The organism is Halobacillus sp. AWM4_238 (assembly GCF_056158265.1).
Map to the genome: position 1 here is coordinate 1,302,352 of NZ_JBSWSY010000002.1, position 22,092 is coordinate 1,324,443.

The window sequence follows — 22,092 nt, forward strand, 5'->3', positions numbered from 1 at the left end:
GGGAAAATATACCATTTAGGTCAAAATTTAAGGAGACAATCATGGACTTACTCCAATTTATGAAAAATGAAGGTTTCACAGCTGCCAAGTTCTCCTCGTTGACTGGTGATGATGTCCAATTGATTTTGGATGATGTGACCTCCACGGAAGACCTGTATCGATTGATGGAAGCGACGCCGACCTCCGTCTCGTATTACCCCTATGAACGTGTCCCTTATTTCGATTGTTTCATAGATCACAACGTATTGAAGCTGCGTTTATCCAAAGCATGATCCTACGCTCCGGTCGACTGCGGTTGACCGGAGCTTTCTGTTTTTTTACGAAAATGGTGGTTTACAAATCTACGACTCTCCGCTAGGATGGATTCAAAGGACAACAACTGCATACGCATCAGGCACTAGGGGAGCTGCACGAAGCGGCTGAGAGGAATGGATTCCGACCCTTGGAACCCGAACTAGATAATACTAGCGTGGGGAAGTGCGGTCGTCATTCACAAGGACCTTTTTCAGAATTTCCTTACTAGAATGGGTAGACTGCATTCCCGGCGGATGCAGTTTTTTTGTGCTCAAAAAAAGGAGGAATAGAAATGGATAACAACAATTGTGGAACGTCAAGAATCGCGGGGTGCTCCTTCTCGGTCCACCCGATGTCAGACCAATTCGTGGAGTACATCAAGGACAGTTTGAAAGAAGTGGACAGCTCAAAAGTGTGGATGAAGACGGATGACGTTACGACGACGGTTCGTGGCCGGATGGAGCATGTCTTCGATGTTACGGAAGCGATTCTTTTACATATCGCGAAAACGGGTGTGCATGTCGCATTCCAAGGCACCTTTTCCATCGGCTGTCCGGGAGATTCGTCCGGGGACGTGCCTATGGATGAATCAGAGGAACGCTTGAACAAGCCGCAGTCCAAAGAAATCGAACAGCGGATCGCAGCAAAATTCTCCCTCTACCCAATGGGTGGCGGCGATTATATGGACACCATCTACAGACAGATCGAAGCGATGAAAGAAAAAGGCGTCGAAGTTACGCCCGCTCACTACTCGACCCGCCTGGACGGAGATACGCGCGACATTTTCACAGGACTTGAGGATGTATTCAGAGAGACGGAAGCGAGCGGTTCTTCTCATACAGTGATGACCGTGACGGTCTCGGCCAACAGCCCTTCCCATAAGGATGAGCGCGCATGAACAGTTGGAAGTTAAAAGAAATCGTCGTCATGTCCGTCCTTTCTGTCGTCTTCGCCGTCGTATATCTCGCGTTCCTGCCGGTCGGAAAAATCCTCGTCGGTTTCTTCGGACCGATCGGCTATGACCTCATCTTCGGCATCTGGTTCATCGTCTCGATCATTGCGGCCTATATCATCCGCAAACCCGGCGCCGCGTTTTTATCCGAAACGATTGCCGCAGCGGTCGAAGTGCTGCTCGGCAATGCGGTCGGTCCGATGCTGCTTGTTTCAGGGATGATCCAGGGGCTCGGGGCAGAATCCGCCTTCGCGATGACGAGGTACAAGCGGTATGACCTGTTCACCCTCATGCTTGCCGGTGTGATGGCGGCCGTGTTCAGCTTCGTCTGGGGCTACTTCCTCTCAGGATTCGCAGCGCTCAGCAAAGGGTACGTCGTTGCCATGTTCATCGCCCGCGTCATCAGTGGGGCGCTCATCTCAGGTGTCGCTGGAAAAGCGCTCAGTGATGCCTTAGCGAAGACCGGCGTCCTTTCAAGCTTTGCGTTAGGAAAAGAATACCGAAGGAAGCGAGCCGCATGAAGCATGAAGTGATACGCGTCGAAGGCCTCACCCTCTTTTATGAGGAAAGACAGGAACCTGTGCTGTCAAGCCTCGACTTTTCCATCGAAGAAGGAGAAAGCGTCCTCCTCCTCGGTCCGAGTGGGTCCGGGAAAAGCTCGCTCACCCATAGTTTGAACGGACTCTATCCACGCGAACTGGATGGTTCCATGAAAGGTGAGATTCTCGTAAAAGGAAGACGGACAGATTCTTACCGTGCGGGGGCCATGGCGCAGAACGTCGGCGTCGTTTTCCAAGATCCTGAGACGCAATTCTGCATGATCACGGTCGAAGACGAAGTGGCTTTCGGGTTGGAAAACTTGAATACGCCTCATACGTCGATGGTGGGAAAAGTGGACAAGGCCCTGCGTCAGGTCGGGATGGAAGAATACAAAACAGCGGACATCTCCTCCCTCTCCGGGGGACAGAAGCAGAAAGTTGCCCTTGCCTGCATCCTCGCGATGGAGCCTGATGTTTTGATCCTCGATGAACCGACAGCCAATCTGGACCCGATCGCAAGGAAGGAATTCATTCAGCTTTTGACAACATTGAAAGAGGAACTCTCATTCACTCTGCTTGTCATCGAGCATAAGTTGGACGGCTGGTTGAACTTGTTGGAACGAGTTCTTGTCATCGATGAAGATGGGAAGCTCGCCTACGATGGTCCGCTTCACGACCATTTGAAAACGTATGCTCGTGAAATCCATGAGATGGGCATCCAGCTTCCTTACGCGACAAGGACAGCTCTGGAACAAGGCTGGCCTGCCCCCTACCCGCTTCACATCGAAGAAATGCCGTCAAAAGAAACATTCAAAGCCCCTGCCCCATCCGCACAGACGGGTGACGCATGGTTGCAAGCAGAGGATGTGCATTGGAAGTCGATTTTGCGGAACATCGATGTCACCATCCATGAAGGGGAATGGATTGCGATCGTCGGTGAAAACGGGAGTGGAAAGTCTTCGTTGTCGAGAATCCTTGCAGGCATCGGGTCATCGAGCACAGGAACCGTTACCCTGCATGGCCGTCCCATGAAGAAATGGAAAGAACAGGACCTTCGAACAGAGATCGGCTATGTGTTCCAAAACCCGGAACACGAGTTCATTACCGATCGCGTCTATGACGAAGTTGCCTTCAGTCTCCGTCATGCCGGGATGAAGGAAGATGAGTGGACCAAAATTGTCGAAGAAACGTTAGCGTTCTGCCGTTTGGAAGGACTCGCAAATCAGCATCCTTTCCTTCTAAGTCAAGGACAGAAAAGACGGTTGAGTGTTGCAACGATGATCGTCGAGGACCAGCGAATACTGTTCCTCGATGAACCGACGTTCGGACAGGATGAAAAGTCGACCGCTGACTTGATGTCCCTCTTAAAACAGAAGCACGAAAATGGAACGACAGTTGTGATGATTACGCATGATATGGAGCTCGTGGACAACTATGCGACAAGGGTGCTTGTCATGAAAGATGGCGAAATCACCTTTGACGGTCAGCCGGAAAAACTCTGGTCACGATCAGATTTGTCTGACCATCACCTGGAGCTGCCTCCAAGAGAACTGTGGAAGCGTGCCCTAGCCGAGCGGAAGGAGCGTCACTATGTTTCTTCATGACTTGAATCCAACGGTCAAGGCATTGACGATCATCGGGGCGGTCTTCCTGTTGGCCTTCGTGTTCGATCCTGTCACGCCTTTGATCTACATCGTATGGACGATCATTGTCACATTCGTGTTCGGAACGTTTAAGAAAAGGTATTATCTGTATTACTTCCTGCCGTTCACGCTGTTCGCCTTCGGGATGTTTTGGACGACAATCGTCTTTTCCGACAAACCGGCGGTTGATGCCGATGCATTTACGGTCTTTGGGATGGATATCCCTTCCGAAGACATTTGGACCGCTGCATCTCTAGGCTTAAGGGTCCTTGCGTTCGCCAGTCTGTCGCTGTTGTTCCTGTTCACGACAAACATGGTCCATTTCATCTTGAGTTTGATCCAACAGTTGAAGCTTCCCCCGAAAATCGCTTACGGGGTGTTGGCGGGTTACCGGTTCTTGCCGATGTTGAAGACAGAGTTCCAACAAATCCGTGCCGCGCATCGCATCCGTGGCGTCAACCGACCGGATTCGTGGAAAGAAAGACTCTTGCAGTATCAACGGTTTGCCATTCCGCTCCTGGCTGGTGCGATCCGGAAAGCGGAGCGGACAGCGATTGCGATGGAATCGAAAGGCTTCACTGGGGAGAAAGAGCGCACGTTTTACCGGCCGATGAAAGTGCACCGGAAGGACTGGCTTTTTCCCGTGATGATGTTCGGAATGCTCGGAGCGACGATTGCCGTCTCCATCTATCTCGGATATTTTTCCTGGTATGATGGACAGCTTTAAAAAGAGGAAATGCTATAGAAAACCGCCCCCGTTACCATCAGGGGCGGTTTTCCTACGCTTTTTTTCTCATTCTAAGGCGCTACGTATATCTTCCAAATCACTACTGTATTGGATACTTGTGACGTGATCGTCCTCATTCGTTTGTGCGTTCCCTTTTACAACCATCGTGTTCGTTTCTTTGGTTAGGTTATTCGTATAGGACAAGTTGACAGTGAAGGTGTAATAGTTGTCTTTTTCTTCTATCTCTATATCATCGACTTTCACTTTATAGTCTGGGTGCGCTAAACGCACGAACCATAACCCCATATTGGCATTTACAATATAATCTTCGAAAAAACGTTCACTCATATAGGGTGCGAAATGTTCCATGTTATAATCACTTAACGTCTTGGCTAACTTTTGGATGCCTCCATCATAGCTGTTGATGACCTTCTCCTGCTCCTCGGTGGGACCTGTGAACATATGTTGCAGAACGGTCTGAATGTTTTGCTCACTTTCAGATTCTTCTGCTTCGATCCCTGTGTCCTCTGTATTTGTGCACCCTGCAACTATTAAGAAAATAACTACCAACAAAACTGGTTTCAAATAGTTTTTCATGAGTCAATTTCCTCCTCATTCGCCACTTCTTCTTAATCCTTCCATACGAAAGAGCCAGGTCATCCGTTTCAAAATATTCCCATGTACCAAAAAAGACAGGAGAGACTCACCTTCTCCTGTCTTCTTTCATCAAGAACCACTCACCTCATACACCATTTCCTCTGGATGTTTCCTTCTTATAATGGCCATCCGGGAAAAGTGGATGCCTACAAATACTAGCCCGGCATATAATACCGCCATTCCGTACCCACCGATCACATGGCCGACAATGATACCCAAGGCTCCGAGGATTTTCCCGAACTGAAAAACGAGTCCGTTGAAGGCCATGTAAGCGCCCCGCCTTGTATCATCGACGATTTCAGCAAGGATCGACTGCCTCGTAGGGACATACATCAGTTCTCCGATGGATAGGACGATGACAGCGATAAACAGCCCCGGGATGTGGTTACTGAAGGCAAGGAACGCATAACCGAGCCCGAATAAGGCGAAACCGGCATACATGATCGGTTCTTCTCTCTTCCCTTTGATCCATTTAGAGAAAAGCGATGTGAACAGCACGATGAACAATGTGTTCGCGACCGTCAGCAGACTGAGCAGCCGGATGCCGTCCAGTTCAAAAGAAATCAGACCGAAGAGATCCATCATGTTGGAAGCGATGTCCTGTTCCAAACGAACCGAGATGAAATTGTTGCGCTGGAATTCGATGCCCAGGATGGCGATGCCGCCAATGGTAAAAGCCAGAAACGGGATGTCTTTCATGACGAGGCTGTAATTTTTCAATACTGGCTTAAGCCCGTACCCATCTCTCACTTTTTCTTCACTTACTACGTATGTATCCGTGATTTTCGTACTCGTCATCCAGAGTGTCAGCAAGCTGATGCCTAAGAGGACGGCGATCAACTCGAAGAGGTTCCGCTCGAAAAACCAGCCGCCGATCATGAGTCCGATCATCATCGACATGTTGATCGCCCAGTAGTTGATCGCATACATAAACGCCCGTGAGTCTTTTGTGCTGACATCGATGAGCATCGCTTCAGCGGCCGGATTCACCAGTCCTCCAGCTATTCCGACGAGCAGCAGCATGAAAAACGTCACCCACGCCGATTGGAACCAAGGCGAGTTTGCGAAGAACATGCCGATGAAGGCCACAAGTTTCAGCACTTCCCCTGTTACCATCAAGCGTTTCCTGCCAATGATATCCGCCAAGTACCCGCCATAGAGGCCTGTCAGGAACTGGGCCCCGACTTGGATCAGCAAGAGAATGCCTGCGACCGTCGCATTGATTTCTTTTGTAAAATAGATGGCCATAAAAGGAAACACAGCCGCTCCTACGACCCGGCTTAGGAAAGATGTATAAATACGAATCCGGATGTTCGGGTGCAATTCTTTGAACATGGTACCTCCTCCTTCGTTCCCTCTATTATGGTCTTTCCAAAAAGGGGTAAAAAGGGTACAATTTAGAAAAATCTGTCCCCTTTTAGGAGGTCATCCCATGCAGGTCGAACGCTACTTTACATTGCGGGCCCATTTATATGAGCGGGAAGAAGCGCAAACGATCGTTTTCAAATTGCAGGAGCTTGAAAACATTTGGTACTGCTCACAAAAAAATGCAAAACGAATACTAAAAGACTTGGAAAGCAGCGGAAAGCTTTCTTACATACCCGGCAGAGGGCGCGGCAAACCGTCCACGCTCCGGTTCCCGCAGTCGTTCCAAAAGGAAGTGGAAGATTTCGTCACCGCTTGTGTAGAGCGGGACGAGCTGGATGAAGCCGCCCACCTCCTGCGCCTGCCCATCCCGAAGTCCTGGATCGCCAAGGTGTCCTATGATATTCGCAAGATGTTCAGCTACAGAGAGCAGGGAAATCCGAAAGACATCCTTCATTCTTTCATCGCTCGGCCGCTGACGACGCTCGACCCTTTGGAAGTTTCCATCACGTTCGAATCTCATTTGATCGAACAGCTCGGGGATCCGCTGCTCAAGTATGATGCCGAAACTGATGAAGTGCTCCCCCACATTGCCCATCATGTAGACGCAGACGAATCGTCACAGACCTGGACCTTCCATTTACGAAAAGGGGTCCGCTTCCATAATGACGAAGAGCTGACGAGTGAAGATGTCCAGTCCACCTTAACAAGAGCGATGAACACAGAGTCGTCCACTTCATGGCTGACAGATGGGATCCGGAGTATCCAGTGTCCGAGCCGTTATAAAGTCATCATCGTACTGGACGAACCGAATCCATTTTTCCCGAGGTATATGGCAGCATCGAACTTGTGTATCCTGCCAACGGGTACGCCCTTCGATGAATACGAGTGGATCGGGACAGGTCCGTTTTATTTGAAGGAGCGCACAGAGCACAAGCTCGTACTCGCCGCTTTCGATGGCTATTTCAAAGAACGTCCACTCCTTGATGAGGTGCAATTTTTCAAAGTTTCCCAGGAAGCAGCTAAGATCATCAATTTCACAGTAGAAGACGGAGAAGACGCAAATCCTGTACAAAAACATGAAGTCGAAACCGGATTCCGTTTCCTTACCTTCAATTTTCATAAAGAGAACATCGTACAGGACCCTCATTTCCGGGAAGCGATTTATCATCTTCTCGATATCCAAGAGATGGCCGCTTCGTTCGGTTGGCGCCGTTTGGGTGACGATATGGAAATAGCCGATTCGCCTGGTTCGGATCACTACGTGGAAGCCAGCAGCTTCGTTCCGAAACGGTCCTTCCACTTGGAGAAACAAAGCGAAAGGATCCCAGAGCTCTTGAAGAAGTCCGGCTATAAAGGAGAAACCTTAAAGCTGTTTCACCTTGAATTCCCAAGTGCTGTGAAAGAAGCGGAGTGGCTGGAGAAAGAAGCAGCGGAATATGGCCTCCAAATCGAATGCCACCCTTTCAACTTCTCCAACTTCTATACAGAAGAGATGGACAAAGACGTCGATTTGATCTTCATGGGGGAAGTATCATCGCTCGATCCCCACCTCTCTTTTTTAGGAGCCTTTTATAATAAGAACTTATTCTTCCGTCGGTTTTTCCCGCACTGGGGATTGCAGTGGATCCATAATCGACTGGAGGTTTTCAAACGTGAGGCTACGGCTGAAGGACGTGAAAGAGTCATGGATGAGATCGAAACGTACATACGGAAACAGCATTTGTTGATTTTCCAATACCACCCTGTCAAAGTGCGCACGTTCCACCCAATGATCCAGGACGTCCGGTTTCAATCGTTCGGCCACTTCGACTTTTCAAAAATATGGATTCCAAGATAATCGAAAAGCCCATCCCTCCTGGGTAGAGATGAGCTTTATTGTCATGTAGACATCGATTTATCCAAGTCGACCCAAATGACCGCGCCACGAGGATGAGTATAGGGAACTGGTTTTTCATAAAGGACTGGATTTGAAAGCACCCAGGCATAGGTACGCTTGGATGGCATGTGCTGACAATCCTCTTCTGGGATGCCATGCAAATGTGTGTTTTTCTCATACTCATCTGTGGTCAATTCTATGCTATCCGAGACTTCCACTGTTCCGAAGACATGCCCACTTCCACTCTTAATCAAGGCGATGGTTCCTCGCTGCTTCGTGTTCGTCCCACGGATTTCCCATGTCTTTACGCCACTTAATATCAGATCGATCCATGGTTCTTTCACTACTAAACCTTTCATTTTCCCAACTCCTTTTTCCTATGTACGTACCGAAGAATTCTATGATTGTTTTCAAGACTTCATGGACTGCACCTGATCCGTCGGTTTCCCTATCTAGAAATGATTCCTTCTTTCTTCCACCTGTAGGTGAGGAGATTATACGCTAATCATCCACTATTCCCAAATGGGCGGTTAGACCTAAATCATTTAGGGGAAAGGAATGACTATTGGATGCCATTTCCATTTTTTGCACATTCAAAAGGGAGGATGTAGGTTGAAGAAATTTATCATGACTGCTGTCGTATTGCTCTTTATTGCCGGTTGTTCGAATGACGAAAATGTAGATGCCACTTCTGATGAAAACAACAAATCATTGGAAGATCAGATCATTGACGTGTTGAAACAAAATGACTTCTTCCCTCCGGAAAATATCATAGATTACGAGATAAAAGAGGATTATTTTTATGTTTTCATGCATTCTCAACTGAATGGCTTAAGCATAGCCCTTCTTAAGCATACCCCTGATTCCATCCAGTGGTTGATGGGTGAACAAGCCATCGGAAATACGGCCTCTTTCGGTTATGCAGGCGAAGATGAGAACGCTCCTTTTGTGACTGTTGTACTCGAGGATGATCCGGACGTAAAAGGAGTAAAAGTTTTAGGAGAACATGCCAAGCTTATTCAACTGACCCAGGAACTGACGGATGACTATTCTGTGGAAGTGAAGTACTGGATTCACTTTACTGAAATGAGAGAAAATCCTGAAGATCATTTTGATTACCTGCCATCAAAATCAGTCGAATACATTCGTTAACATTCGGAGCTCATATAGGCATTTTCTTAGACAGTTGTAAAAGGAACTCCCATGCATGCTGGGAGTTCCTTTTTAGGCATTTACCTCTTTATTATTGAGACTCTGTTGATGTTTAATGTTGTAATGTACAGAGAAAAAGTACTTCCATATAAGTAAAAGTTCTTTTTTGTTTTTTGCCTTAATGAACTAATGATAGTTAAAGAATCAATCAGGAGTTAGCTTATTTTAAATGTCTATATAACCTTACTAATCCTATTACAATCAGAATAGTCAAAGCTATACCATAAAAAAATGACTTAAAAGTGTGGCTAAGCGAATGTATACTACTTACCGTTGCAGAACCTAAAACAAAAAATAAAACAACGATTAAAATAAATCTATTCTCCATATACTTATGTCCTCCATATAAGTATAAAACTTCTTGTTTCAACTCTAAATCTCCCCATTTTAATGGAGAATTTAGATAATATAAGGGTATCAAGTGTTTCCTTATTTACAATTACATCAATTCGTCAACTTCTCCTTCTCCAAACCTTCGACATCAATCACCCTTAACTACCGACTGATTTCACGTCTCAATCCAATACCTTTTGACGACATTCCCATCTTCCTCAACGAAATCTTCGTCTTCCACACCGCCATTGTTCAAAATGGTCTTCATCGATCCCATGTTGACTTCATCGCAGACGACAAGCGCATTCGTAATGCTCAGCTCCCTGGATTTCAACAGTGACAAACGCAGCAATTCTGTCGCATACCCTTTCCTGCGTTCTGACGGGCGGATGCCATAGCCGATGTGACCGCCGGCATTTCGCAGCGGTTCCGTCAGGGCATGGCGGATATTGACAGCACCTATGAGCTCGTTCTCTTGATCGATCAGCCAATAGGTCGAGTCTGGTACGAATCCTTCAGGTAAGTTGATTCCATTTGCGTGGTTATGTAAAAACTGGACCATGGCTTGAAAGTCGGAAGGATCTTTTCCAATCACCCATGGGATCAGTGGTTCTCCACTACCTTTCCATTCCTCATAAAAGCGGAGGTAGGATTCTTCTAATTCCATGGTAGGTTCAACTATTTTCAATGTATGCACACAAGCGCCTCCTCTTCCTAACGTTACGAAGTTGAAAGACTATGACGGAAAGCCTCTTATAAACCTCCCATCAAATCTCCTTTTTCAATAAAAGTTCATCTACAATTGGGATACCGTGATTACCGGTCATCGGAATTTCCGGCTTGATCTCCCGAGCTCGTTGGACGGCATCAGGATAGATTTCATGAATGCGAAACCCTCTTCTTTGGTAAAAAGCGATGGCTCTTAAGTTATCATTCGTCGTAATCACATGCAGTGTACGACATCCAAGCTTTCCTGCTTCTTCTTCCACCACCTGAATGAGCCTGCTCCCGATGCCTTTGTTTTCTATCAAACTATCGAGAGAGATGATTTCACATACCCTCTCCTTTTTCATATAAGTAATCAGCCCTTGGATCTCATCATCTTCAAGCCATGCATAGCCTTCAAGCTCCGGGCAGTCGTACACCCCGCTTGAGATGACCATCTGTGTTCCACCCCAATGCGTATGAAAAAAATCCACCTTTTTATCGGTGGATAGGTGGTTCAAGTCTATGATCTTCATTTCTTTTCTCCTTAAAAAAGCCCCTCTGAAGATTGAACGTCTGTCATTCCGGCAGACGGTCAAAGGCTTTCAATTTCTGATACCGATCCACGGCCAAAATTCCCTGCCACTGTCTTTTACTGACGGCAAAGGCTTCGGATCCATCTCCCCAATCCCATGTCAGATCCCATACGCCATCTTCATCCATCGTTTCCAAATAGAAATCAAGGTTATCCTTCAGCAGCTGCGGGTGCTTTTCTGCAAGGATATGTTTCGGCGAGTGGATGAGATCGAGCGGGAGTGGCTTGTAGCTGCTTCCCCAGTTCTGCGTGTCTTTGTCGATGCATCTTTCAGCAAGCAGGACCGTTTTCGCATTCACTTCTTCGAATGTGTAAGGAGTGTGGGTTGAAACTTTGTCCTTATGACGGAAAAGAACATCCATCAGATGCTGGAAACAGTTGACTTCGTGAAAGTCCATCAAATCAAGTTCCATCAAATAGGAGACGGCTTTTTCTACACTGGCCCAGCCGACGTTTGCGGCTTCACTGCCTTCATACGACCAGTGAATGAGAAAACCTGCGAGTTCCGCACCGGGATTGAACATCCAATTTTGTTGGATGCCCTCTTTCCATTGCCACCACGGAGCATGCGGGTGATCGTTGTTTTCAGGAAGGACCGATGGCCACATCCCTGTCTCTGGATCATACGACTTTAAGAGGTAAGCCATCATATCGAGGACGACGCGTTCTTTAGAAGCAACATCCAATTCGATCAAATACTGACCGGCCGCCCATGTTGCCATCGGCGAAGAGGCAGGATTCCAAAAGTCCGGTTCGATCCCATGTCCGAAGCCTCCGTCCTCGTTCTGGAAGGCCCTTATGTAATGGATGACATCACTTTTCAAACCGCCCTCCATCAAAGCATGCCAACGGGCCGCTTCCAATGGTCGTGCGTTCCTTTTGATCCATTTACTCGTGCGTGTCATCGTCTCTTTACCCATCCTCATCCCAATCACACACCCTTCTAAAATGTTTTCCCTCCATTGACGCTGATGTTCTGACCTGTAATGAATCCTGCGTCCTCACTGCATAAGAAGCGGACAGTGTTCGCAATATCCTCAGGCTCGCCCATTCTTTTCACAGGAACATCCTTCAGATAAGATTCTTTCGTCTCTTCTGTAACCTCACCATGACGTTCCACCGGGATAAACCCAGGATGGACGGCATTTACGGTAATGCCATGTTCCCCAAGTTCGTTGGCCCATGAGCGTGTCATGCCAACTACCGCTGACTTCGCGGTGACATAATTGGAAAAATGAGCATTTCCGAGCTCGACGACTTCACTGCCGATGTTGATGATCCTGCCCCATTTTTCTTCTTTCATAGAAGGAATGACGGCTTTCGTCAGCAGCAATGGAGCTTTTGTCGTAAACAACAATTGATTGAGATAGTCATCCCAGCTCACGTCTTCGAGGGACAATTCCGGTTGCGGACCTGTCGCATTGTTGACAACAACCGAGACCGGACGGCCGGCTTGGTTTTCCGCTTCGCTCACAAGGCGATCCACTTCTTCCTCATTCGTCACATCAGCCTGAATGGCAAAGGCTTGTCCACCTTGGGCACGAATCGAATCGACAACCTCATCTGCCGAGGCTTGGTCCCGGTGATAGTTCACGATTACGGTCAAACCAGAGGCTGCAAGATTTTGGGCTATGCCCTTTCCCAGTCCTTTGGATGCCCCTGTCACAAGGGCGACTTTCTCTTCCATAGCCATTGTTTCTCCTCCTCTTATTCCCCCACAGCCAGATGATAACGCTTCTTCTTGCCATTATACACGGCAATCAAAATCGCTGGCATCTCTTTCGTTTCATAGAGGATGCTGCCAACAGGAAGATCACTGGCCATCCCCTTTTCCACGACTGCGATTTTTTCACCCTTTGTGAGGTCTTTATCATTTACCCAATCTGCGCCATGGGTATAGACACTTCCGTTTTCCAATTCTACAAAATCGGCCTCAGGATTTTTGCTGAGCACTTGTCGAAGATTCAAACGTCCTCCTTCACCTGCACCTGGAGAGCAGCCAAGAAGAATAAGGACAACGAGCACTCCTGCAATGGATCCCTTCATTCCTACCCTTCCCTTTTTCTAATACTATGAATCAAGGTAAAACCGAAAATGAAACCGAAAAGAATCGGACCATTGACCGCATGCATGGCAAAAAATTTCGTGACCGGGTTCATCAGGAAGTTCGAATAGACCAACCAATGCGATACCGATATGAATAGGCTAGGCAAACCGATACCAATGAACTCCTGCCACACAAAACCTTTCAGCCGATTTCCCCTATATCTACGCCAAAGGAATGGAAGAGCGAACAACATGCCGAAAAGGATGGGGAAAGACATATCAAAAATCATAAGGGGCAGGAGCTCGTATTCCGTTTCAGCTAGATCTGCAAGCCCCCCACGAATACTCATCAGCCCCATCATAGAGGCAATGAGTAGTACCGCAACACCTAAATAAAACCATAATCTCATCATACGAACACCTCAACACTATGTATGCAAGTCACTCAAGAACTGTGATTTCCTTCGCCGTCACTTTCCTGCTTTCTGGATCTTCCGTGATTTCCGTACTCTCTCTCAGCGTCACTTTGATTTTGAGAAGTTCTTCCTCGCTCGCCCGATCTCGGAACACGCCCATTTCCAAGTCCTCTCCTTCAAACGTTCGGACCGGAGTATCGTTCGGAACGAGAACGAGGCAAGGCCATCCTTCTTCCGTTTCAGCATCATCTTCTCCATTTTTCACAGCCGATGAGCAATCCACTTCGAGACCACCGACTTTGACTGCTGTCACATGTCCTTCGAACGCATTGACGTCTTTCCCTGCAACACTGCAACCCACGACTAAGAGTAAAAGAACGACAAGTAATTTCTTCACGATGTCTCACCTTTCTGCCAAATCGAGCACACTACAGCAGCGCTCTCCGTTGCTTTGATAATTCAAGCGTACCACGATTGGAATAAATTGAAAATACTGACATGGGATTTTAGTCATATATTGTTAATAATTTCAGGATCATGGATTTCCTTGATCAACCTTCTCAATGAAAAAAAGCGAAGTTACTAATAAAACGGCAAAAGTAGCTAATAAATGTTGAAAACCTGGGTATATAATGGACGAGCTATGACATTAGTTAAACTTTGCAATTCAACGAGAAGCTGGATAACAAGAACGACAAAAGTCCCCGGATTACAGGGGGTGATAACACTTGGAGCAGACCGTGTGATTTTTTCCCCTTTTCATCTTATGGCCACAATGGTGGCAGGTGATTACAGAGGAGTCAGGGGACACCATCCCTTTGAATCCACCTTTTGCCCGACCAACCGACAACACTCCGTATTTGAGACTGAGTCCGATCAGCAATCCTATGAAAATAAGAGCAACAATCATCAGCATTCCCCACCTCTATGTATTCGGCTAACCTCTTTGGAATAAACGTTCAAGCTTCGAACTTTAAACGGATGGAACAATCAGCAACCTTTTCAGTGATACGATCTTGATTAAAACTAACCCAAAAACCATGGCCGTCTCCTGACAGGCAGAACCGTTCCCCATTCCCCATAGTAAAAACTAAAGCATAGTCGAAACTAAAAGATTCTAAACACTTTTGATAGATCTCAATACTCTCAATTGTACTGAACAGCGTTAAACCTGAAGACCGAGTAGCGTGTGCCCCTCCTGACATAACCTCGTAGGATAGCGTGTTTGGTGTTTGCTTTTCATTGATCGTAATTTCATAAACGTCCTCAAAATCAGGTCCGTGATCCGCTTCCAGTTCGAATACAAGGTAACGTTCCGGTGTACTCATCAATACCAGTGTTTCACTTGTCGAAAAACATCCATTCTTGAACTCATGCAAATACATGTTGAAGAAGTCGGACTGCATCGCAATAACAGATTCACCTGTCCATCTCTTTAACATCCACGACTCTTTTTCACCGATCTGGTGTTTCACTCTATATCCTCATAAGCTCTAGACCAGTGATACGGCTGAACCTGAGCCAGAGTCTTGAACATCAACTCTTCCCCTTCATGTGTCACAGCGACTTCCACATCATCTCCCCAGAAAAACAAACGCTCCTGACAGACCCCGCACGGCGATAACACTTGAAACGGGGCGTTCTCATCGTCACGAGCGATGCAAAGCGAATGAGTGACTCGTTGGTTCCTTTTATGAGCTTCCAGGATCGCCCCCGTTTCCATGCACAGATTCACAGCGTCATTGATGACATCCGGAGCCACACTTGTAAGGATCGTCCCATCCTCTAACCTCATCGCTGCCGCACCGCCCCATCCACTCGGATACCGATGTTGGATCAGCTTGACTGCTTCTTCATATAATTGTTGTTTTTCCATGTTGATCCTCCTCTTCCCTTGACCGTCTATCATTTTATACGGCTGCGAATGGGAAAAAGTTTCATCAGCATTCGCCCCATTATTATAATAATCTTAAAATTTGGTTAACCTAATGCAAAAGGCCGTTCTTCTTTGCTCTAAAAAGGTATAATGGAGTCATAAGGTAGCATTGATCAAATGGATGGTCTTGAAGAAGAATCTTCAGGAAAGGAGGAACAGCTATGTCTGAGTTGAGGCTTGGGGAGCACGTTCCGAACTTTATTTTGCACGGCGTCGACGGAGAACCGTTTCTATTAGAAACTCATCAGGAGAATCATAACGAGTGCTGGCACTTGATTGTTTTCTTCCGAGGATCCTGGTCACCAGAATGCTTACGTGCCCTGAAAGAAATTGAAAACCATCTCACAACGTTTACGAACGAGAACGTGACGGTCATGGCGATTGCCGCAGAAAACGCGAAGGAATTGAAGTGGATGGCCCAGAAGGAGAACCTCACATTTCCTATCTTAGCGGATGAATTTCTCTCCATTGTCGAAGCTTTTGGAGTTTTTACAGAATACGGTGAAAACCTCACCACTTTCGGAGAACCTGCCTACTTCCTGATCGATCACACCGGAAGGTTGCTTTATCAACAAAAACAGACCGGCCCCTTCGGCAGACCTTGTGCGAATGATCTCATGCAGACAGTCCATCATCTCAAAGGCCAGCCACAAACCAGAAACAGTGCTTCCTAGCGATCATAGGGTAGACAACCTGCCACCACACATCGCTAAATTCCTAGCGTGCCGATTCCCATGCGACACGCTTTTTTGCATGCTTTCTGAAGGTTAGGCAGACAATAGAGACAAAACCGAAGAAAGGAGCCCAACCATGGAAACTGTGAAAGAGGAATGGTTCGGAAATATCAAAGGGGACGTTTTGTCCGGAATCGTTGTCGCCTTAGCTCTCATCCCTGAAGCGATCGCTTTTTCCATCATCGCAGGGGTCGATCCTATGGTAGGCCTCTATGCATCCTTTTGTATCGCTGTCGTGATTGCTTTTGTCGGTGGACGACCGGGAATGATTTCAGGAGCTACAGGGGCCATGGCGCTCCTCATGACCACACTCGTCGCCCAGTATGGTCTGCAGTACTTATTAGCGACTACCCTACTGACAGGGGTGTTGCAGATTCTGTTCGGAATCTTCCGCCTGGCCCGCTTTATGAAATTCATCCCCCGGTCTGTGATGATCGGATTCGTCAACGCCCTGGCGATCCTGATTTTCATGTCTCAACTCGAACACTTTCAAAACGAGTCGTCGATGATCTACGTATTAGCCGGACTGACGCTAGCCATCATTTATCTATTTCCTTTGCTGACGAAAGTCGTCCCTTCGACGTTAGTGGCCATTATCGTTGTGTCGGTCATCGCGATCTCAATGAATATCGACGTCCGCAATGTCGGTAACATGGGGGAGCTAACGAGAACGCTCCCTGTGTTTGCACTGCCTGACATTCCATTGAATCTGGATACTCTTACGATTATTTTCCCCTATGCCCTCGCCTTGACGATCGTCGGCCTATTGGAGTCTCTCCTTACAGCATCGATTGTCGATGATATGACCGATACCGAAAGTGATAAAAACAAAGAAAGCCGCGGACAAGGAATCGCCAATGTCGTCACCGGATTTTTCGGCGGGATGGCCGGATGTGCGATGATCGGGCAATCGGTGATCAACGTAAAATCAGGCGGATCGAGACGGCTCTCTTCCCTCACTGCAGGCGTCGTACTCATGTTTTTGATTATCGTGCTTGGCGGAGTGGTCGTCCAAATCCCGATGGCAGCTTTAGCAGGCGTGATGATCATGGTTTCGATCGGTACATTCAACTGGTATTCGCTATGGAACATCCACAAAGTGCCGATCACAGATGCGGCCATCATGATTGTCACGGTCCTGACCGTCGTCATCACCCATAACTTGGCATACGGAGTATTAACCGGCGTTCTTTTGAGCATGATTGTTTTTGCCGTGAAAATATCGAAAGTACGCGTGCTCGGCCTGTACATGGATGAAGGAACAAGGAAGATCTATTACATTCAAGGACAACTCTTCTTCGCTTCTGTAACGGAATTTCTCGAGGGCATCGATTTTTCGGATGACCTGGAAGAAGTGATCATTGATTTGACGGAATCGCACTTGTGGGACGATTCGGCCATTGGCGCCCTCGATCATATTGAAACCAAATTCAAAGTTAAAGGGACCAGTGTGAAGTTCATAGGGTTGAACGGGGAAAGCAACCGGCTTCTTCAGCGGCTCGGTGGCATGACGAATCAATCAGGACATTAAAGGTCTGAGGAGGGAACGGCATGTATAAAAAAATTTTACTGGCAACGGATGGATCCGAGCATTCTTCCCGTGCGATCGATCAAGCCTTGAAAATGACGGCACCGTACAATGACCAGCTGACACTTCACTTGATTTATGTTGTTGATTGGAATGCATCCAAAGGAGATGTGCTGAAATACGGCGATCCTCAAACAGCAACGATCAAACGGAAAGAGAAGTTTTTGGATACGCTCTCTTATATAGAGGAAAAAGGGGTGCAAGCCGATGTCATCATCCTCCATGGAGAACCGGCTGAAAAAATCACCGATTATGCCAACGAAAACGATTATGATTGTGTCATCATCGGAAGCCGGGGACGCAATAAATTCCAAACGTTCATCTTAGGAAGTGTCAGCCACAAGATCGTAAAGTATGTGCAGGTCCCGGTCATGGTCGTCAAATAGGTACGCCCCTCCCACCTGTGTTATACTGATCGAAGTAAGAAAAATCAGACAAAAGCGGTGAACTGGATATGTTAGAAGACACGGGCGAACGGGTCATACCGAAAAAAATGGACCCGATGAACAACATGCTTCTTGAGCACATTGCACGCTACATGTTTTCCACGCCCTATGTAAACGGCAGGGTACTGGATCTTGCCTGTGGCACGGGCTATGGCAGTCTAAAAATAGCGAAAGACACGAAAGAGAACATCGACGAAATCATCGGCATGGATATTTGTGAGGAAACGGTACAATATGCGGTCCATAACTACTATCATCCTTTGCTCACTTTCAAACAAGGAGATGCCATGAACGATACACTCCCCCAGGAGATCGGGACATTTGATACGATCCTCAGTTTTGAAACGATTGAGCATGTGGAAGATGATCGTTTGTTCGTCAAGCGGATGTACGATTTATTGAAGCCAGGCGGCACCCTTATTCTCTCCACTCCATTCGGCGAAGGAAGGGATTACTCGTCCGGGCAACCTTTCCATTACTTTCAGTTGACCCCGGAGGAATTCGAGGATTTGTTCGAAGGCTTTTCTGAAAAAGAAATCTATAATCAGCGCGGCGTCACGATCGAACCGCCAAGAAAAGGAGTCTATTATCCTTTAGGTGTCGCGGTTTGTAAAAAGTAGGGACTCCATTTTAACTAAGTATTCCGATGACGTGGAGAAAACTATAAAATGCAGATTAAATACCATATGCTTTTGTAGCATATATAACAAACTACTTAACAACAATACGATTAACACACAAAAAGCTTGGGTTACCCCAAGCTTTCTGCCTTTGAATGTGATGATCTTATTCAATCCCTCTAAACGTATAGTTAATCACTTTTTTCATCTGTGTTTGAGCCGTTTCTTTCTTTCATCATTTCTAACTCAATTTGTTTCTCTTTCAAGTCAATTTCTCTTAATTTTTGTTCATGATTCAATTTATTCTTATGAGCATAATAAGTTAGAGAAAATGCAACAATTAACGGTAACCAGAGCCATTCCAACATGACTTCCCCCCTCCCGTTCGTTAATTATCAATGGAATATTATTTATACCCGCTTATTTATTCGTAGTTGAATATCTATTTAGTTCTTCACCACAATTTTACCACATGATGGTTTATGTCCTTGAATTTCTTAAACAGATTAAAACCACTTTTCAAATAACAAGTAAAATAGCACACAAAATAACGACTGCACATTAGATATTGTGTAGTCGTTATTTTGTATACTATTTGCTAAGCTATTTTATTGTTAACATCTTATAAAAGGTTGTTATACCAACCAAAAAACAACCATGGGGATTACTGTGCTAAAAGACATGCTCATTCTTATGCTATTGACAATGTTTTCCCCGAAAACGGAAAGACATAATTCTTATCGGAGTCCCTTTTTGTTACCGAACCTACCACTCCCTATGCAGCAACGAATACATATAGTGATCATAAAAATTCCCTTGATAATAGTGTTTATCACGGAAGACCCCTTCACGTGTAAAACCTAGACGCTCGAGCAATTGGAATGAACGGTCATTTTCAACGGCTACAAAGGCATGAATCCGGTTCAAATGCATGTGTTGAAAACCACTGTTGATACAGGCCACCAGCGCTTCTCTCATCAACCCTTTCCCCCAGTATTCCGGAAACAGGTCATAGCCGATTTCAGCCATCCGATTCCGGCGATCCCACAAATGGAACCCGCATGTACCAACAGGGACGCCTCCCCTTTCCTTGCTCTCAAGGATCCAGCGGTTGTACCCTTTTTCTTCCGGGTTTGCGTACCAGTCTACGAGAGCCTGTGCCTGGTCATAATTCTCAAGGTCTTCTTCATCATATAGATATTGATTCACCTGGGTGTCACTGAAGTGTTTCAAAATGAAATTCGTATGTTTGTGGCTTACATTGACCAGATGTAGGCGCTCTGTTTCTATCGTCGGAAAATACAAACCTTCCCCTCCTTTTCTTCACATCGTTATGTATGGTTCTCGTCTATGGCAGCTGTTCCAACTTGCTGTCTTGGACAGACCTTTGGTAATTATCCAATTCACGAGCGAGGACCGAACGCTGCCAGCCTCGCCTTTTCCACTCTTTCCATTCCGCCTGGGTTTGGTAAGGCAAGCAGATGTGATAGTCGTTGATCTGCTCACCCGCAGCAAACACAAGTAAAAACACCGCCCACCCGTTCCATGAATAGATTAGAACCCCTTGAAGCAGCCATAACCCCGCAGCCATTGTGATTAGGATTCAATTGCTCTTTTTCAGTAGACTGAACCATAGATAATGAGAATCCTCGAGTACCGTCTTTCTCTTATGGGCAATCCTTTTCCACTTGAGAAACCGGTAAAATGTCCATTGGAGTAAAATCTATTCAAGAATAAAAAAACTGAATAAAGACAGTGGTGTAAATAAGACCTCTGCTAGGACATCAATTCTTTTCATTTACTCTCTAACTTTCTTTTCATATTGGATGACACCCATTCCTTTGCCGGCTCGCCACAGAAGGTGAACAATCCCAGCTGAGATGGCTCCATAACCGATGAAATAAAAAGCGAGGAAAAACAGAAATGAACCATAATCCTCTACTCCGGAAAGGGAGTTCTCGACAATGAAGCTTTCATTTCCAACCGCCACGAGAAAAAGAGGAACAAAAATCAACCAGAACCGCTTCCAGAAATAACGCTTGAATTCGTCCTTCATACCCATTCCCTCCATTTTTAATAGCTTCGCTTCGTGCCCGTCCGGTCGCTAGAATCAAGATCCGACTGTTGTTCGTTCCATCCCTCGACTTCCTGCCTCAGCATCTGTAGTTCCTGCTGTATACCTTCCAGTTCATAAGAATAATCTTGTTGTTGAATGGAAGGACCCTCATTTCCGTTTGCAACGGCACAGCCTGCAAACAGGATACAGAGGCCTAGGAAATAAAGAGGGCCTCGCAGCTTTTCAATTTCCACCTCAATCCTCCTCCCCGTTCAACAAGGATTGGATATAGGCTGCGTCTCTTTTTCTAATCTTGAAAAAAGCAGCATCCTGCCATGTGCCGTTTCGTTCTTCGGCCAAGTAACCCCCATCTTCTGTGAACCAAATCCTGTGGTTCTCCAGTCCGATTGAACGCTTCGGACTCAGGAGCTTCAGGGATGCATCCGGTTCATCAATATTCACAGGATTCCCTTCCACGAATTGTTTATTTAAAAGAATGCCAAGCATCGAATCCATTTTTGCTGGATGGTCAACGTCAGTCACTACCACGCCATTCGGCGGCTGACTCTCTCCTTCTTGCTGAATCGTGATCTTATAAGAAGGTTCGTCGGATGTGATGACACCAACGAGATACCCACCTCCGAAGACGACACCGATGCCTAGAAGCCAAAAAATCAATTTCCACATAGGAATCCCCCTTTTTTCAATCCAATCCGTCAACTCAGACCTTCATCATTAAATGAAGAGAACAGTATCAATCATTAGTGTCATAGTCGTAACTAGCATGATTTCCTTCAAGATTCTTCTGTCAAAAACTCGTGACGCAAACGGGAAAACATGAGCGCATCATGATTCTGCTCGTCCTGGAACAGATACCCTCTCAACACGCCTTCTTCTTTGAATCCAAGGCTCCTCAACAACCCGGAGGAAGCATCATTCTCAGGGAAAGTCACTGCGCCTAATCTGTAAAGACTTAATTCATAAAATGCATAGTTCATGACAGCAGAGACAGCTTCTGAGGTGATACCTTTCCGCCAGAACGAGGGATCGAGTTCGTATCCCACCTCGGCTTTTCGGCTATACGGACTCCAGTTGTTCAGTCCAGCCGTTCCGATAAAGGCATTCGTCTCTTTCCAAAGGATTCCCCAGCGGATGCTTTTTTTCACTGCGAAGTTGTCCCTGAACGAGCGGATGATGTTTTCCGCTTGTTCCCGTTCTGTGAGTGAAGGCATGCCATAATATTTGGTGACTTCATCCTTCGACATGATGGCATAGTAGCGTTCAATATAGTCATCTGTCATTTCAACCAGCTTCAAGCGTTCGGTTTCTAATTCTGGAAAATCCATGGG

General features: G+C 46.5%; 30 protein-coding genes and 1 riboswitch. Of the genes, 11 read left to right on the forward strand and 19 right to left on the reverse strand.

Annotated features, from left to right (window positions below):
* Nucleotides 1-41: 41 nt before the first annotated feature.
* The 5 genes from ACXACN_RS06620 to ACXACN_RS06640 all read left to right on the forward strand — a co-directional run bounded on the left by ACXACN_RS06620 (nucleotide 42) and on the right by ACXACN_RS06640 (nucleotide 4,155).
* Nucleotides 42-272 carry a hypothetical protein gene (locus ACXACN_RS06620; protein ID WP_474963240.1) on the forward strand — a complete coding sequence of 77 codons (231 nt, stop codon included), beginning with the start codon at nucleotides 42-44 and terminating at the stop codon, nucleotides 270-272.
* A gap of 117 nt (nucleotides 273-389) precedes the next feature.
* Nucleotides 390-493: riboswitch (TPP riboswitch) on the forward strand.
* A gap of 93 nt (nucleotides 494-586) precedes the next feature.
* Entirely contained in the window at nucleotides 587-1,192 is a 606-nt protein-coding gene (locus tag ACXACN_RS06625) for a YkoF family thiamine/hydroxymethylpyrimidine-binding protein (protein WP_474963241.1), read from the forward strand.
* Complete coding sequence (locus tag ACXACN_RS06630) at nucleotides 1,189-1,767, forward strand: ECF transporter S component (protein WP_474963243.1); 579 nt, start codon at nucleotides 1,189-1,191, stop codon at nucleotides 1,765-1,767. Before ACXACN_RS06625 ends, ACXACN_RS06630 begins: the two co-directional genes overlap by 4 nt.
* A complete protein-coding gene (locus tag ACXACN_RS06635) occupies nucleotides 1,764-3,389 on the forward strand; it encodes an ABC transporter ATP-binding protein (protein ID WP_474963245.1) in 1,626 nt (541 codons plus the stop codon). The genes ACXACN_RS06630 and ACXACN_RS06635 overlap by 4 nt, the downstream gene beginning before the upstream one ends.
* Nucleotides 3,376-4,155, forward strand: a complete 780-nt coding sequence (locus ACXACN_RS06640) for an energy-coupling factor transporter transmembrane component T family protein (protein WP_474963247.1) — start codon at nucleotides 3,376-3,378, stop codon at nucleotides 4,153-4,155. Before ACXACN_RS06635 ends, ACXACN_RS06640 begins: the two co-directional genes overlap by 14 nt.
* A 66-nt stretch (nucleotides 4,156-4,221) precedes the next feature.
* Here ACXACN_RS06640 and ACXACN_RS06645 read toward each other — a convergent pair whose 3' ends face one another.
* Both ACXACN_RS06645 and ACXACN_RS06650 read right to left on the reverse strand, forming a co-directional pair.
* Nucleotides 4,222-4,752: a hypothetical protein gene (locus ACXACN_RS06645; protein ID WP_474963249.1), complete on the reverse strand. Its 531-nt coding sequence runs from the start codon at nucleotides 4,750-4,752 to the stop codon at nucleotides 4,222-4,224.
* A 129-nt stretch (nucleotides 4,753-4,881) separates the two neighbouring features.
* Nucleotides 4,882-6,147 carry an MDR family MFS transporter gene (locus tag ACXACN_RS06650; RefSeq protein WP_474963251.1) on the reverse strand — a complete coding sequence of 422 codons (1,266 nt, stop codon included), beginning with the start codon at nucleotides 6,145-6,147 and terminating at the stop codon, nucleotides 4,882-4,884.
* A gap of 97 nt (nucleotides 6,148-6,244) precedes the next feature.
* Between ACXACN_RS06650 and ACXACN_RS06655 the strand changes: the two genes are divergently transcribed.
* Entirely contained in the window at nucleotides 6,245-8,017 is a 1,773-nt protein-coding gene (locus ACXACN_RS06655) for an ABC transporter substrate-binding protein (RefSeq protein ID WP_474963253.1), read from the forward strand.
* A gap of 41 nt (nucleotides 8,018-8,058) precedes the next feature.
* Here ACXACN_RS06655 and ACXACN_RS06660 read toward each other — a convergent pair whose 3' ends face one another.
* Nucleotides 8,059-8,415: an ASCH domain-containing protein gene (locus ACXACN_RS06660; RefSeq protein WP_474963254.1), complete on the reverse strand. Its 357-nt coding sequence runs from the start codon at nucleotides 8,413-8,415 to the stop codon at nucleotides 8,059-8,061.
* 253 nt (nucleotides 8,416-8,668) lie between these two features.
* On the opposite strand from ACXACN_RS06660, the gene ACXACN_RS06665 reads away from it, so the two are divergent.
* Nucleotides 8,669-9,208 (forward strand): hypothetical protein, encoded by a 540-nt coding sequence (locus ACXACN_RS06665; protein WP_474963256.1) that lies wholly within the window; start codon nucleotides 8,669-8,671, stop codon nucleotides 9,206-9,208.
* 568 nt (nucleotides 9,209-9,776) lie between these two features.
* Here the strand turns inward: ACXACN_RS06665 and ACXACN_RS06670 are convergent.
* From ACXACN_RS06670 to ACXACN_RS06710, 9 genes are all read right to left on the reverse strand, one after another.
* Nucleotides 9,777-10,268: a GNAT family N-acetyltransferase gene (locus tag ACXACN_RS06670; protein ID WP_474966819.1), complete on the reverse strand. Its 492-nt coding sequence runs from the start codon at nucleotides 10,266-10,268 to the stop codon at nucleotides 9,777-9,779.
* 100 nt (nucleotides 10,269-10,368) lie between these two features.
* A complete protein-coding gene (locus ACXACN_RS06675) occupies nucleotides 10,369-10,842 on the reverse strand; it encodes a GNAT family N-acetyltransferase (protein WP_474963258.1) in 474 nt (157 codons plus the stop codon).
* A gap of 43 nt (nucleotides 10,843-10,885) precedes the next feature.
* Nucleotides 10,886-11,827 carry a hypothetical protein gene (locus ACXACN_RS06680; RefSeq protein WP_474963259.1) on the reverse strand — a complete coding sequence of 314 codons (942 nt, stop codon included), beginning with the start codon at nucleotides 11,825-11,827 and terminating at the stop codon, nucleotides 10,886-10,888.
* A gap of 17 nt (nucleotides 11,828-11,844) precedes the next feature.
* Nucleotides 11,845-12,594, reverse strand: a complete 750-nt coding sequence (locus tag ACXACN_RS06685) for an SDR family NAD(P)-dependent oxidoreductase (protein WP_474963260.1) — start codon at nucleotides 12,592-12,594, stop codon at nucleotides 11,845-11,847.
* A 14-nt stretch (nucleotides 12,595-12,608) separates the two neighbouring features.
* Nucleotides 12,609-12,947, reverse strand: coding sequence for a hypothetical protein (locus ACXACN_RS06690; protein ID WP_474963261.1), 339 nt, complete (start codon nucleotides 12,945-12,947; stop codon nucleotides 12,609-12,611).
* Between the two features lie 2 nt (nucleotides 12,948-12,949).
* Nucleotides 12,950-13,357, reverse strand: a complete 408-nt coding sequence (locus ACXACN_RS06695) for a hypothetical protein (protein WP_474963263.1) — start codon at nucleotides 13,355-13,357, stop codon at nucleotides 12,950-12,952.
* A gap of 31 nt (nucleotides 13,358-13,388) precedes the next feature.
* On the reverse strand, nucleotides 13,389-13,760 hold the full coding sequence (locus ACXACN_RS06700) for a hypothetical protein (protein WP_474963265.1): 372 nt from the start codon (nucleotides 13,758-13,760) through the stop codon (nucleotides 13,389-13,391).
* A 562-nt stretch (nucleotides 13,761-14,322) separates the two neighbouring features.
* Entirely contained in the window at nucleotides 14,323-14,838 is a 516-nt protein-coding gene (locus ACXACN_RS06705) for a hypothetical protein (RefSeq protein WP_474963266.1), read from the reverse strand.
* Nucleotides 14,835-15,245, reverse strand: coding sequence for a cytidine deaminase (locus ACXACN_RS06710; protein ID WP_474966821.1), 411 nt, complete (start codon nucleotides 15,243-15,245; stop codon nucleotides 14,835-14,837). Before ACXACN_RS06710 ends, ACXACN_RS06705 begins: the two co-directional genes overlap by 4 nt.
* Nucleotides 15,246-15,460: 215 nt before the next feature.
* Here ACXACN_RS06710 and ACXACN_RS06715 point away from each other — a divergent pair, with 215 nt between their 5' ends.
* The 4 genes from ACXACN_RS06715 (at nucleotide 15,461) to ACXACN_RS06730 (ending at nucleotide 18,687) form a co-directional block, all read left to right on the forward strand.
* A complete protein-coding gene (locus ACXACN_RS06715; protein WP_474963268.1) occupies nucleotides 15,461-15,973 on the forward strand; it encodes a peroxiredoxin family protein in 513 nt (170 codons plus the stop codon).
* 136 nt (nucleotides 15,974-16,109) lie between these two features.
* Entirely contained in the window at nucleotides 16,110-17,564 is a 1,455-nt protein-coding gene (locus ACXACN_RS06720; RefSeq protein ID WP_474963269.1) for a SulP family inorganic anion transporter, read from the forward strand.
* A 20-nt stretch (nucleotides 17,565-17,584) separates the two neighbouring features.
* Entirely contained in the window at nucleotides 17,585-18,007 is a 423-nt protein-coding gene (locus ACXACN_RS06725; RefSeq protein ID WP_474963271.1) for a universal stress protein, read from the forward strand.
* Between the two features lie 68 nt (nucleotides 18,008-18,075).
* Nucleotides 18,076-18,687 carry a class I SAM-dependent methyltransferase gene (locus ACXACN_RS06730; RefSeq protein ID WP_474963272.1) on the forward strand — a complete coding sequence of 204 codons (612 nt, stop codon included), beginning with the start codon at nucleotides 18,076-18,078 and terminating at the stop codon, nucleotides 18,685-18,687.
* Between the two features lie 191 nt (nucleotides 18,688-18,878).
* Here the strand turns inward: ACXACN_RS06730 and ACXACN_RS06735 are convergent, their stop codons facing one another.
* The 7 genes from ACXACN_RS06735 to ACXACN_RS06765 form a co-directional block, all read right to left on the reverse strand.
* Nucleotides 18,879-19,055 (reverse strand): hypothetical protein, encoded by a 177-nt coding sequence (locus ACXACN_RS06735; protein ID WP_474963274.1) that lies wholly within the window; start codon nucleotides 19,053-19,055, stop codon nucleotides 18,879-18,881.
* Nucleotides 19,056-19,452: 397 nt separating this feature from the next.
* A complete protein-coding gene (locus ACXACN_RS06740; RefSeq protein ID WP_474963276.1) occupies nucleotides 19,453-19,992 on the reverse strand; it encodes a GNAT family N-acetyltransferase in 540 nt (179 codons plus the stop codon).
* Between the two features lie 43 nt (nucleotides 19,993-20,035).
* Nucleotides 20,036-20,278 carry a hypothetical protein gene (locus ACXACN_RS06745; RefSeq protein ID WP_474963278.1) on the reverse strand — a complete coding sequence of 81 codons (243 nt, stop codon included), beginning with the start codon at nucleotides 20,276-20,278 and terminating at the stop codon, nucleotides 20,036-20,038.
* Nucleotides 20,279-20,485: 207 nt separating this feature from the next.
* Complete coding sequence (locus ACXACN_RS06750) at nucleotides 20,486-20,743, reverse strand: hypothetical protein (protein ID WP_474963280.1); 258 nt, start codon at nucleotides 20,741-20,743, stop codon at nucleotides 20,486-20,488.
* Between the two features lie 17 nt (nucleotides 20,744-20,760).
* Nucleotides 20,761-20,997 (reverse strand): hypothetical protein, encoded by a 237-nt coding sequence (locus ACXACN_RS06755; RefSeq protein ID WP_474963281.1) that lies wholly within the window; start codon nucleotides 20,995-20,997, stop codon nucleotides 20,761-20,763.
* 1 nt (nucleotide 20,998) lies between these two features.
* Nucleotides 20,999-21,430: a hypothetical protein gene (locus tag ACXACN_RS06760; protein WP_474963283.1), complete on the reverse strand. Its 432-nt coding sequence runs from the start codon at nucleotides 21,428-21,430 to the stop codon at nucleotides 20,999-21,001.
* 107 nt (nucleotides 21,431-21,537) lie between these two features.
* Nucleotides 21,538-22,089, reverse strand: a complete 552-nt coding sequence (locus tag ACXACN_RS06765) for a GNAT family N-acetyltransferase (RefSeq protein WP_474963284.1) — start codon at nucleotides 22,087-22,089, stop codon at nucleotides 21,538-21,540.
* Between the last annotated feature and the right edge of the window lie 3 nt (nucleotides 22,090-22,092).

Coding starts and splice junctions, on each gene's coding strand:
- ACXACN_RS06670 (WP_474966819.1), bottom strand. CDS start 10,268: ATGGAATTAGAAGAATCCTACCTCCGCTTTTATGAGGAATGGAAAGGT.
- ACXACN_RS06750 (WP_474963280.1), bottom strand. CDS start 20,743: ATGAAGGACGAATTCAAGCGTTATTTCTGGAAGCGGTTCTGGTTGATT.
- ACXACN_RS06675 (WP_474963258.1), bottom strand. CDS start 10,842: ATGAAGATCATAGACTTGAACCACCTATCCACCGATAAAAAGGTGGAT.
- ACXACN_RS06735 (WP_474963274.1), bottom strand. CDS start 19,055: ATGTTGGAATGGCTCTGGTTACCGTTAATTGTTGCATTTTCTCTAACT.
- ACXACN_RS06660 (WP_474963254.1), bottom strand. CDS start 8,415: ATGAAAGGTTTAGTAGTGAAAGAACCATGGATCGATCTGATATTAAGT.
- ACXACN_RS06655 (WP_474963253.1), top strand. CDS start 6,245: ATGCAGGTCGAACGCTACTTTACATTGCGGGCCCATTTATATGAGCGG.
- ACXACN_RS06690 (WP_474963261.1), bottom strand. CDS start 12,947: ATGAAGGGATCCATTGCAGGAGTGCTCGTTGTCCTTATTCTTCTTGGC.
- ACXACN_RS06645 (WP_474963249.1), bottom strand. CDS start 4,752: ATGAAAAACTATTTGAAACCAGTTTTGTTGGTAGTTATTTTCTTAATA.
- ACXACN_RS06680 (WP_474963259.1), bottom strand. CDS start 11,827: ATGAGGATGGGTAAAGAGACGATGACACGCACGAGTAAATGGATCAAA.
- ACXACN_RS06695 (WP_474963263.1), bottom strand. CDS start 13,357: ATGAGATTATGGTTTTATTTAGGTGTTGCGGTACTACTCATTGCCTCT.
- ACXACN_RS06765 (WP_474963284.1), bottom strand. CDS start 22,089: ATGGATTTTCCAGAATTAGAAACCGAACGCTTGAAGCTGGTTGAAATG.
- ACXACN_RS06725 (WP_474963271.1), top strand. CDS start 17,585: ATGTATAAAAAAATTTTACTGGCAACGGATGGATCCGAGCATTCTTCC.
- ACXACN_RS06635 (WP_474963245.1), top strand. CDS start 1,764: ATGAAGCATGAAGTGATACGCGTCGAAGGCCTCACCCTCTTTTATGAG.
- ACXACN_RS06745 (WP_474963278.1), bottom strand. CDS start 20,278: ATGGCTGCGGGGTTATGGCTGCTTCAAGGGGTTCTAATCTATTCATGG.
- ACXACN_RS06625 (WP_474963241.1), top strand. CDS start 587: ATGGATAACAACAATTGTGGAACGTCAAGAATCGCGGGGTGCTCCTTC.
- ACXACN_RS06640 (WP_474963247.1), top strand. CDS start 3,376: ATGTTTCTTCATGACTTGAATCCAACGGTCAAGGCATTGACGATCATC.
- ACXACN_RS06650 (WP_474963251.1), bottom strand. CDS start 6,147: ATGTTCAAAGAATTGCACCCGAACATCCGGATTCGTATTTATACATCT.
- ACXACN_RS06720 (WP_474963269.1), top strand. CDS start 16,110: ATGGAAACTGTGAAAGAGGAATGGTTCGGAAATATCAAAGGGGACGTT.
- ACXACN_RS06685 (WP_474963260.1), bottom strand. CDS start 12,594: ATGGCTATGGAAGAGAAAGTCGCCCTTGTGACAGGGGCATCCAAAGGA.
- ACXACN_RS06730 (WP_474963272.1), top strand. CDS start 18,076: ATGTTAGAAGACACGGGCGAACGGGTCATACCGAAAAAAATGGACCCG.
- ACXACN_RS06760 (WP_474963283.1), bottom strand. CDS start 21,430: ATGTGGAAATTGATTTTTTGGCTTCTAGGCATCGGTGTCGTCTTCGGA.
- ACXACN_RS06630 (WP_474963243.1), top strand. CDS start 1,189: ATGAACAGTTGGAAGTTAAAAGAAATCGTCGTCATGTCCGTCCTTTCT.
- ACXACN_RS06620 (WP_474963240.1), top strand. CDS start 42: ATGGACTTACTCCAATTTATGAAAAATGAAGGTTTCACAGCTGCCAAG.
- ACXACN_RS06715 (WP_474963268.1), top strand. CDS start 15,461: ATGTCTGAGTTGAGGCTTGGGGAGCACGTTCCGAACTTTATTTTGCAC.